This window comes from Corynebacterium sp., from assembly GCF_030826625.1.
In the GTDB taxonomy this organism is placed as follows: Bacteria; Actinomycetota; Actinomycetes; order Mycobacteriales; family Mycobacteriaceae; genus Corynebacterium.
On sequence record NZ_JAPJNQ010000097.1, the window covers coordinates 1 to 7,035 of the forward strand.

Annotated in this window: 7 protein-coding genes and 1 pseudogene; 5 read left to right on the forward strand and 3 right to left on the reverse strand. The window is 56.8% G+C overall.

Annotated features, from left to right (window positions below):
* The 3 genes and pseudogenes from RCH87_RS09670 to RCH87_RS09680 all read right to left on the reverse strand — a co-directional run.
* Nucleotides 1-774 (reverse strand): annotated as a pseudogene (locus RCH87_RS09670) (hypothetical protein); the annotation flags it as partial.
* 41 nt (nt 775-815) lie between these two features.
* Nucleotides 816-1,796, reverse strand: a complete 981-nt coding sequence (locus RCH87_RS09675) for a C40 family peptidase (RefSeq protein WP_306516494.1) — start codon at nt 1,794-1,796, stop codon at nt 816-818.
* On the reverse strand, nt 1,793-2,170 hold the full coding sequence (locus RCH87_RS09680; protein WP_306516495.1) for a hypothetical protein: 378 nt from the start codon (nt 2,168-2,170) through the stop codon (nt 1,793-1,795). Before RCH87_RS09680 ends, RCH87_RS09675 begins: the two co-directional genes overlap by 4 nt.
* A 109-nt stretch (nt 2,171-2,279) precedes the next feature.
* Here RCH87_RS09680 and upp point away from each other — a divergent pair, with 109 nt between their 5' ends.
* From upp to RCH87_RS09705, 5 genes are all read left to right on the forward strand, one after another.
* Nucleotides 2,280-2,915 carry a uracil phosphoribosyltransferase gene (upp, locus tag RCH87_RS09685; RefSeq protein ID WP_306516496.1) on the forward strand — a complete coding sequence of 212 codons (636 nt, stop codon included), beginning with the start codon at nt 2,280-2,282 and terminating at the stop codon, nt 2,913-2,915.
* A 169-nt stretch (nt 2,916-3,084) separates the two neighbouring features.
* A complete protein-coding gene (locus RCH87_RS09690) occupies nt 3,085-3,531 on the forward strand; it encodes a helix-turn-helix transcriptional regulator (RefSeq protein ID WP_306516497.1) in 447 nt (148 codons plus the stop codon).
* Nucleotides 3,532-3,707: 176 nt separating this feature from the next.
* Nucleotides 3,708-4,898 carry an amidohydrolase gene (locus tag RCH87_RS09695; RefSeq protein ID WP_306516498.1) on the forward strand — a complete coding sequence of 397 codons (1,191 nt, stop codon included), beginning with the start codon at nt 3,708-3,710 and terminating at the stop codon, nt 4,896-4,898.
* Between the two features lie 139 nt (nt 4,899-5,037).
* Complete coding sequence (locus RCH87_RS09700; RefSeq protein ID WP_306516501.1) at nt 5,038-6,444, forward strand: NAD(P)H-quinone dehydrogenase; 1,407 nt, start codon at nt 5,038-5,040, stop codon at nt 6,442-6,444.
* A 131-nt stretch (nt 6,445-6,575) separates the two neighbouring features.
* Nucleotides 6,576-7,035 (forward strand): biotin carboxylase N-terminal domain-containing protein (locus RCH87_RS09705; protein ID WP_306516500.1); only part of this gene is annotated, 460 nt, incomplete at its 3' end.

A 7,035-nucleotide genomic window follows, 5' to 3' on the forward strand; every position in this document is an offset into this window, starting at 1 on the left:
GCGCAAGGTGTATACGGATTTGCCGTCGATGGTGATTTTCACTGGGTCAATGCCTGCTGCGGCCCATGCGGAAGAATCATAAGGATCGGCTGCTTCTGCCTGGCGCTTGCGTTCTTCTTCGCGCTCGGCGCGTTCTTGTTCAGCTTTTTCTTGCGAAGACGCCAGGCGTTTTTCGGCATCCGCCAGGGTGTCTTTATCGACAGCAGAAAATTCCTCGGTGACATCGACGATGCGGACGCTGTTTGCCAAGTTGGATTCGATCTTTTCCCAGTTGGACAACACTGCGCGTCCTACAGAAGACCATTCGGAAAGGCCATGCTCACCCGAGTAGTGTTCAGCCCCGCGTTGCACATTGTTGAGCACCGAGTGGGTGGAGAAAAAGATCATGGTGTCATCATCGGCACAGACGTTGCCGAGTGCTTTGGTGATGGAGAAGATTTTTCCTGCGGTTGCTACGGCTTCGTAGGAAGGGCGGTCAGCCAAGTAGTGCGGCAGGCCAATGAGATCGTAGTGATCGCGCTCTTCCGGGGTGGCGCGGTATTCTGGAAGCTCCGCGAAGTCCTCCCATTTCGGGTGGTCACGCAGGTCGTGCTTCGTGGTGTTTTCCAAATAAACTAGCATTTCGGCAACAGTTGGGAAGACGAGGACGTTATCGTCGTCGCCAAGAAAAGCCTCCCATTGCGAGCCGTTTTCTTTCCACATCGGCGCCCACAGGGTATAGAAATCACCGCTGTTGAGCGAAAGGGAAACCGGGATGATCGCGCGCTTAGTCATGGGGACTAAGTTTAGCGAACCCAACTACCCAGTGTGCTGTTCTATGCGGTAGGTCTGTAGAAGCCATGGAAATTCATATCCAGGTTGTTGGTGCGCAGTGGAGATAAGGACACCGGGCTGCCAGCTTCGATGAGTTCGCCATTGCCTGCATACATCGCGACGTGGCCATCCCAGACTGCCAGGTCGCCCTCGCGTAATTCGCTAGCAGAAACCTGCTGTCCCACGGCTTGTTCATGGGCCATGCGCGGAATGTCCAGCCCTGCTTGCCCCCATGCCCACTGGGTGAAACCAGAACAATCAAAACCGGATCCCGGTGTGGTCCCTCCCCACTGATAGGGCGTACCCAATTGACTGCGGGCTGCAGCCACGGCTTGCCGTCCGGCCTCGGCACCGGCGTCGGTGGAAGCAGCAACGGAATGGCTAGCCAACGCGATTTCCGGTTCTGCGCTTCCTGCGGTCGCTGCGGAGTCTGCTGCATGCTCCAGGTTTTCGGCTGCGGGAGCGGAAACTGAAGCTGGAGCAGTCGCTGCCGTGGGGCTGTTAGCAGCAACCGTGCTGGAATCTTCTAAAGAAAACGGCTGTGAAGCAATCGACAGTAGTTTGCTGGCCAATCCGGATAGTTGTTGATCAAGCGCGTCAACGCTGCCGCGAGCTTGCGCGATGTGGGCTTCGGCGAGCCCTTTCAGCTGTGCTACAGCAGCGACGGTGCTGCCCGGTACAGGAGAAAGTGCCGAGAAAACCACCAGCCCTGCTTGGTGCACAAAAGATTGCCCAATGTTGACGAGCTCCGTGACCGTTGACTCTATCCCAGCCTGCGCTTCGCTGGTGATCTGTGCGATCTCGTGATTATGACCATCAATGGATGCAGCCGCAGATTGAATATCGTTGGCGTTGGCGTTGGCGCCACTGAGAGCTGCCAGTGCACCCGCGGCAGAAACATCCGGCATCGCAGGCACAGTGAAATTACCAAGGTGCGCAGGCTGAAGCGCACTAATGCGTTCGAGAGTTTCTACCAGGTTCATCGGCTCACCTCATCGCTGCCGGACGCATCAGAGGTACCCGGTGCACCGCCTGCCATGACGTCGTCAAGCGCACCCAAATCGCGGCCCGTCGTGGTTTCTACCACGCCAGCATCGCGCACCATCCGAAAACCAGAATCAGCCGCATCTTGTAACCGGCGTGCCAACATTCGGGATTGTGCAGCGGTGGTTGAAGTAGCGCGTTCTAATGCAGCGAAAAAATCGTGCTGACCAGGAGAGACCTCGGTACGTGCGAAATCTGCTGACTGGCGGGCATACACGGCAGGAGGCGCAGGTTCGCGGATATTGGCGGCGGCACGCTCAATATCCGTGGACAAAGCAGTGGCGTGGTCGAAGTCAAAAGCAAACGTCGTCATGGCCCATTAGACTGCACAAGCACCGCGGTGGTTCCCGGCTAAGAAAAACCGGGTGTGAAAAACTGCGAAAACGCCGATGCCAGGCTAACGATGGCATAGCATAGGAACCATGGATATCACCGTGGTAGAACACCCCTTGGCCGCAGCGCGCTTGAGCTTGTTGCGTGATCAACGCAGCGACAACGCAGCGTTCCGTGCAGCACTGAAAGATCTCGGCTCCATGCTGGTTTATGAAGCAGCGCGGAATTTGGATACTGACGAATTCAGCCTGACCACCCCGGTGGCAGAAACCACGGGCACCCGCTTGTCCAACCCACCAATTATTGTTCCCATCATTCGCGCCGGGCTGGGGATGGTTGACCCTGCGTTGGCAATGATCCCGGATGCACAGGTCGGATTCATCGGCATGGCACGCGACGAGACGACGCACGAGCCGGTGCCTTATCTAGAAGCATTGCCGGATGATCTCAGCGACCGTACGGTTTTTCTTGTCGATCCGATGCTGGCCACCGGTGGTTCGTTGCTGCATTCGCTGCAGTTATTAGCAGACCGTGGCGCCCGCGATATCACCGCAGTATGTATCGTTTCGGCGCGACCGGGTGTGCAGGCGTTGGAAGAATCCGGTCTGCCCGTGCGTCTGGTGACAGCCACAATTGATCCGGAACTCAACGAAAACGCTTATATTGTTCCTGGTTTGGGTGACGCCGGAGATCGTCTTTACGGTCCGCGCAATATTGACTTCTGAAGCTGTGCGAAAACCGTCCAGTGAGTCTTGCTGTGCGATTGCATCGCTACCGGCGATTCACGCCCAACCCATGTGTGCTAGACCATAGTATGATGGGCGCAACATCATGCTCGATCATGCGACATCGTGCAGCATGATGTGGGGGAAATCGTCTCGGGGGAGGATGCACATGGCGGAACTGCACCGCTGGTATTGGACGAGCTATGGCCATGCGCTGGCGAATAATCTGCGTGCCTTGCGCGAAATGCGGGGGCTTTCGCAAAATCGATTGGCACAATTATCAGGGCTATCGCGCAACGTGATTTCGAATTTAGAGCGCAATGAGTCAGGCAACAAGGCTGCTGATCCGCTGTTATCCACGGTGTACAAGCTGGCACAAATTCTCTACGTCCCTCCGGGGGTGTTGTTGCCGAACGCAGATGCAATCATGACGGGGCCGTGCCCGACGACGACCCCGCATCTGCGACGGTGTTGGCCTGTCGATGAGATTGATACCGCACGGTTTAGCCGGCTGTATCTTGCCCGTGCTGGCACTGATGAGTTACCGGAATTCGACGCCGTGCAAACTACTGCAAGCGAACAGACCACCGCATCCTTAGAAATTCCTGATGCCTGAGGAACTCCTGCCAGCGTGCCCGTGAATGAACTTGACGGCGAATAAGCGTGATGGCGAATAAGCGTGATGGTGATTACGGCGTATAATTGCTGAGTAACCAAAAACCAGGTGGCCAACGAAAATTGCTAGCCGCAGAAGCTTGATAGCTCTTGATAGCTGAAGAAAGGATCGGGTTGATGAACATTGCCTCGTTCGTTGCTGAGTGGATCGAGCACCACCACGACGAGGTGATCGGTTGGCGCCGCCACATTCACCGCAACCCGGAGCTTTCGCACAAAGAGCACGCCACCACCGATTTCCTGTGCAAGGTTTTGGAAGATTACGGCCTGAGCCCGCACCGTTTTCCGGAAACCGGGTTGTACGTCGATATTGGTGATGACCACGGCAAAGGCCGGATTGCTTTCCGGGCCGACATTGATGCGCTGCCAATCCAAGAGATCACCGATGCTGAATTTGCCTCCCAGATCGACGGCGTTTCCCATTCCTGTGGGCACGATATCCACACCACCGTCGCACTGGGGTTGGCCTGCGCGTTAGGTCAACTGCTCCGGGCCTATCCGGGGGCGTTGAGCTTTGGTGTGCGTGTTATTTTCCAGCCCGCCGAGGAAGTCATGACCGGTGGTGCCGTTGACGTCATCGAATGGGGCGCGTTGCGTGGGGTTTCGGCGCTGTATGCGGTTCATGCTGAGCCGAAGTTGCGGGTGGGCCAAATCGGGATCCGCACCGGTGCGATCACCTCGGCCTCAGATGTCATCGAAATTGAGGTTTCCGGTACCGGCGGTCACACCTCCCGGCCACATTTAACCAGCGATGTGGTCTATGCGCTGGGCAAAGTGGTTACAGAATTACCTGCGGTGTTGTCTCGTCGGATCGACCCGCGCACCGGTACCGTCGTGGTTTTTGGTGCTATCCACGCTGGCTTCGCCCCGAACGCGATCCCGGAACAAGGATCTGTGATGGGTACGCTGCGCACGGCAGATATCAGCGTGTGGCGCTGGTTGCGTCGTGAGCTTTCCGAGATTATCGGCGAGATCTTGGCTCCAACTGGCGTCAATTATGTGCTCACCCATGATCAGGGCGTACCACCGGTTCTGAATGATGAAGTCGCTACCGCGATTTTGGCTGAGGCAGTCACTGATATTGATCCGCAAGCGGCGGTGCAGGCACCGCAATCGTCGGGAGGCGAAGATTTCTCTTGGTATCTCGAACACGTTCCGGGTTCAATGGCGCGTCTGGGCTGCTGGTCCGGTACCGGTGAGATGCAGGATTTACATCAGGGCAATTTTCATCCCGACGAGCGTGCGTTGACCGTCGGCATTCGCGTGTTTGGTGGGATTGTCGCGCGTTATGAAGAACAAGCGCGCTAACATAGAGTTCAAGACTATAACCTGACTGATTTGAACATGACGGAATTAAACGCAGTAGCTTAACTGCGCTCTGCAGATTGATGCTGCAGGTATTTCGATGAGAGTGTAAGGAGCCCGCGTGTCTCACACCGCAAAGAGAATGGTCATCATAGGCGGCGGACCAGCCGGGTATGAAGCGGCCTCGGCGGCAACGAAGTATGGTGCCAAAGTAACCCTGATCGATGATCTGGCTCCGGGCGGTAACTCGGTGCTGCTGGACTGTGTTCCATCGAAATCGTTTATCGCCGGTGCGAATATTAAGACTGACTTGCGCCGTGCCGACGACATGGGCTTGAACGAGGGGATTGGTGAGACCAACCTGTCGGTCAAAGCCCTGAACGAGCGTGTGCAGGTACTGGCAAATGAGCAATCGGCTGATATCGCAGAAGGCTTGGAAGAGCTTGGCGTGCGCGTGATTAAGGGGCGTGCCAGCTTCGAAGAAATGGTTTCGGGCGTGACACACCTGGTGACTGCCACTCACAGCGAAGATGGTCGTGAAGAGCTCATTCCGTGTGACCTGGTTTTGCTTGCCACCGGCGCTAGCCCGCGAATTTTGCCGGGAGCGCAGCCGGATGGCGAGCGCATTTTGACTTGGCAGCAGATCTATAACCTGGAGGAGCTGCCGGAGCACCTCATCGTCGTTGGTTCTGGTGTCACGGGTGCCGAGTTTGTTTCAGCGTTTTCCGAGCTTGACGTCAAGGTCACCATGGTCGCTTCCCGTGACCGAATCCTGCCGCATGACGACGCCGATGCGGCCGATACGCTCGAGGAAGTTCTGGCGGAACGCGGCGTGGAGCTGGAAAAGCACGCGCGTGTGTCTGAAGTAAAGCGCACCGACGGTGACGGTGGCGAAGGCGTGGTCGTCATTACTGACGACGGCCGCGAAATTCACGGCTCGCACGCGCTGCTGTCGATTGGTTCCATCCCGAATACTTCCAACATGGGGTTGGAGCGCCTGGGCGTGGAAATGGAAAAATCCGGGCACATCAAAGTTGATCGCGTTTCACGCACCAACGTGCCAAATGTCTATGCTGCCGGAGACTGCTCGAACTTGTTCCCGCTGGCTTCGGTTGCAGCGATGCAAGGGCGTATTGCTGCGTACCATGCCTTGGGTGAAGGCGTTTCTCCGCTGCGTTTGAAGACGGTGGCGACCGCGGTGTTTACTCGCCCGGAAATCGCTGCGGTGGGTGTGACGGAAAAAGAAATCGAAGACGGCGAAGTGCTGGCACGTAAGTTCAAGCTGCCACTGCACACCAACCCACGGGCGAAGATGCGCTCGCTGCGTCACGGTTTCGTGAAGATTTTCTGCCGCGGTCAATCCGACTTGGTTATCGGTGGAGTAGTGGTGGCACCGCACGCGTCCGAATTGATTTTGCCGATCGCGGTGGCGGTCGCCAACAACCTCACCGTAACGGATTTGGCGGATTCTTTCGCCGTGTATCCATCGCTGTCTGGTTCGATCACCGAGGCCGCACGTCGTTTGATTGCTCCGGATACGCTGACTTAAGCGCCGGGAATTTCACCCCACCCGCCGTCTCGTACGGCGGGTTTAGTATATTGAGATCTAGATTACCCAGGCCCTAGTGATGTGGGGCCGGTCGGGTGATTTCTCATGTGTATATCCGAAAGGAATTTGACGTGGCAGAGTCAGGCTTGCCCGCATTCAATAAAATTCTCGTTGCCAACCGCGGTGAAATCGCCGTCCGCGCATTCCGCGCAGCATTCGAGACCGGGGCACGGACGGTTGCGGTGTATCCGCGAGAAGACCGCAACTCTTTCCACCGTGCCTTTGCTGACGAAGCTGTGCGCATCGGCGGTGATGCCCAGCCGGTGAAAGCTTATTTGGACGTCGACGAAATCATCCGTGCTGCGAAAAAAACTGGCGCAGACGCGGTTTACCCAGGCTATGGCTTCCTCTCTGAGCGTGCTGACCTGGCCCGCAAATGCGCCGACAATGGCATTAAGTTCATCGGCCCTACCGAAGACACACTGCATCTGACCGGTGACAAATCCGCCGCTGTGCAGGCTGCAGAAGAAGCTGGCTTGCCGACGTTGAAGGATTCTAAGCCTTCCTCGGACGTCGATACGCTGGTGGAAT

What these genes read in the sequence shown, in the direction of transcription:
- upp (WP_306516496.1), top strand. Translation starts at nt 2,280, where the DNA reads ATGGATATCACCGTGGTAGAACACCCCTTGGCCGCAGCGCGCTTGAGC.
- RCH87_RS09680 (WP_306516495.1), bottom strand. Translation starts at nt 2,170, where the DNA reads ATGACGACGTTTGCTTTTGACTTCGACCACGCCACTGCTTTGTCCACG.
- RCH87_RS09695 (WP_306516498.1), top strand. Translation starts at nt 3,708, where the DNA reads ATGAACATTGCCTCGTTCGTTGCTGAGTGGATCGAGCACCACCACGAC.
- RCH87_RS09690 (WP_306516497.1), top strand. Translation starts at nt 3,085, where the DNA reads ATGGCGGAACTGCACCGCTGGTATTGGACGAGCTATGGCCATGCGCTG.
- RCH87_RS09675 (WP_306516494.1), bottom strand. Translation starts at nt 1,796, where the DNA reads ATGAACCTGGTAGAAACTCTCGAACGCATTAGTGCGCTTCAGCCTGCG.
- RCH87_RS09700 (WP_306516501.1), top strand. Translation starts at nt 5,038, where the DNA reads ATGGTCATCATAGGCGGCGGACCAGCCGGGTATGAAGCGGCCTCGGCG.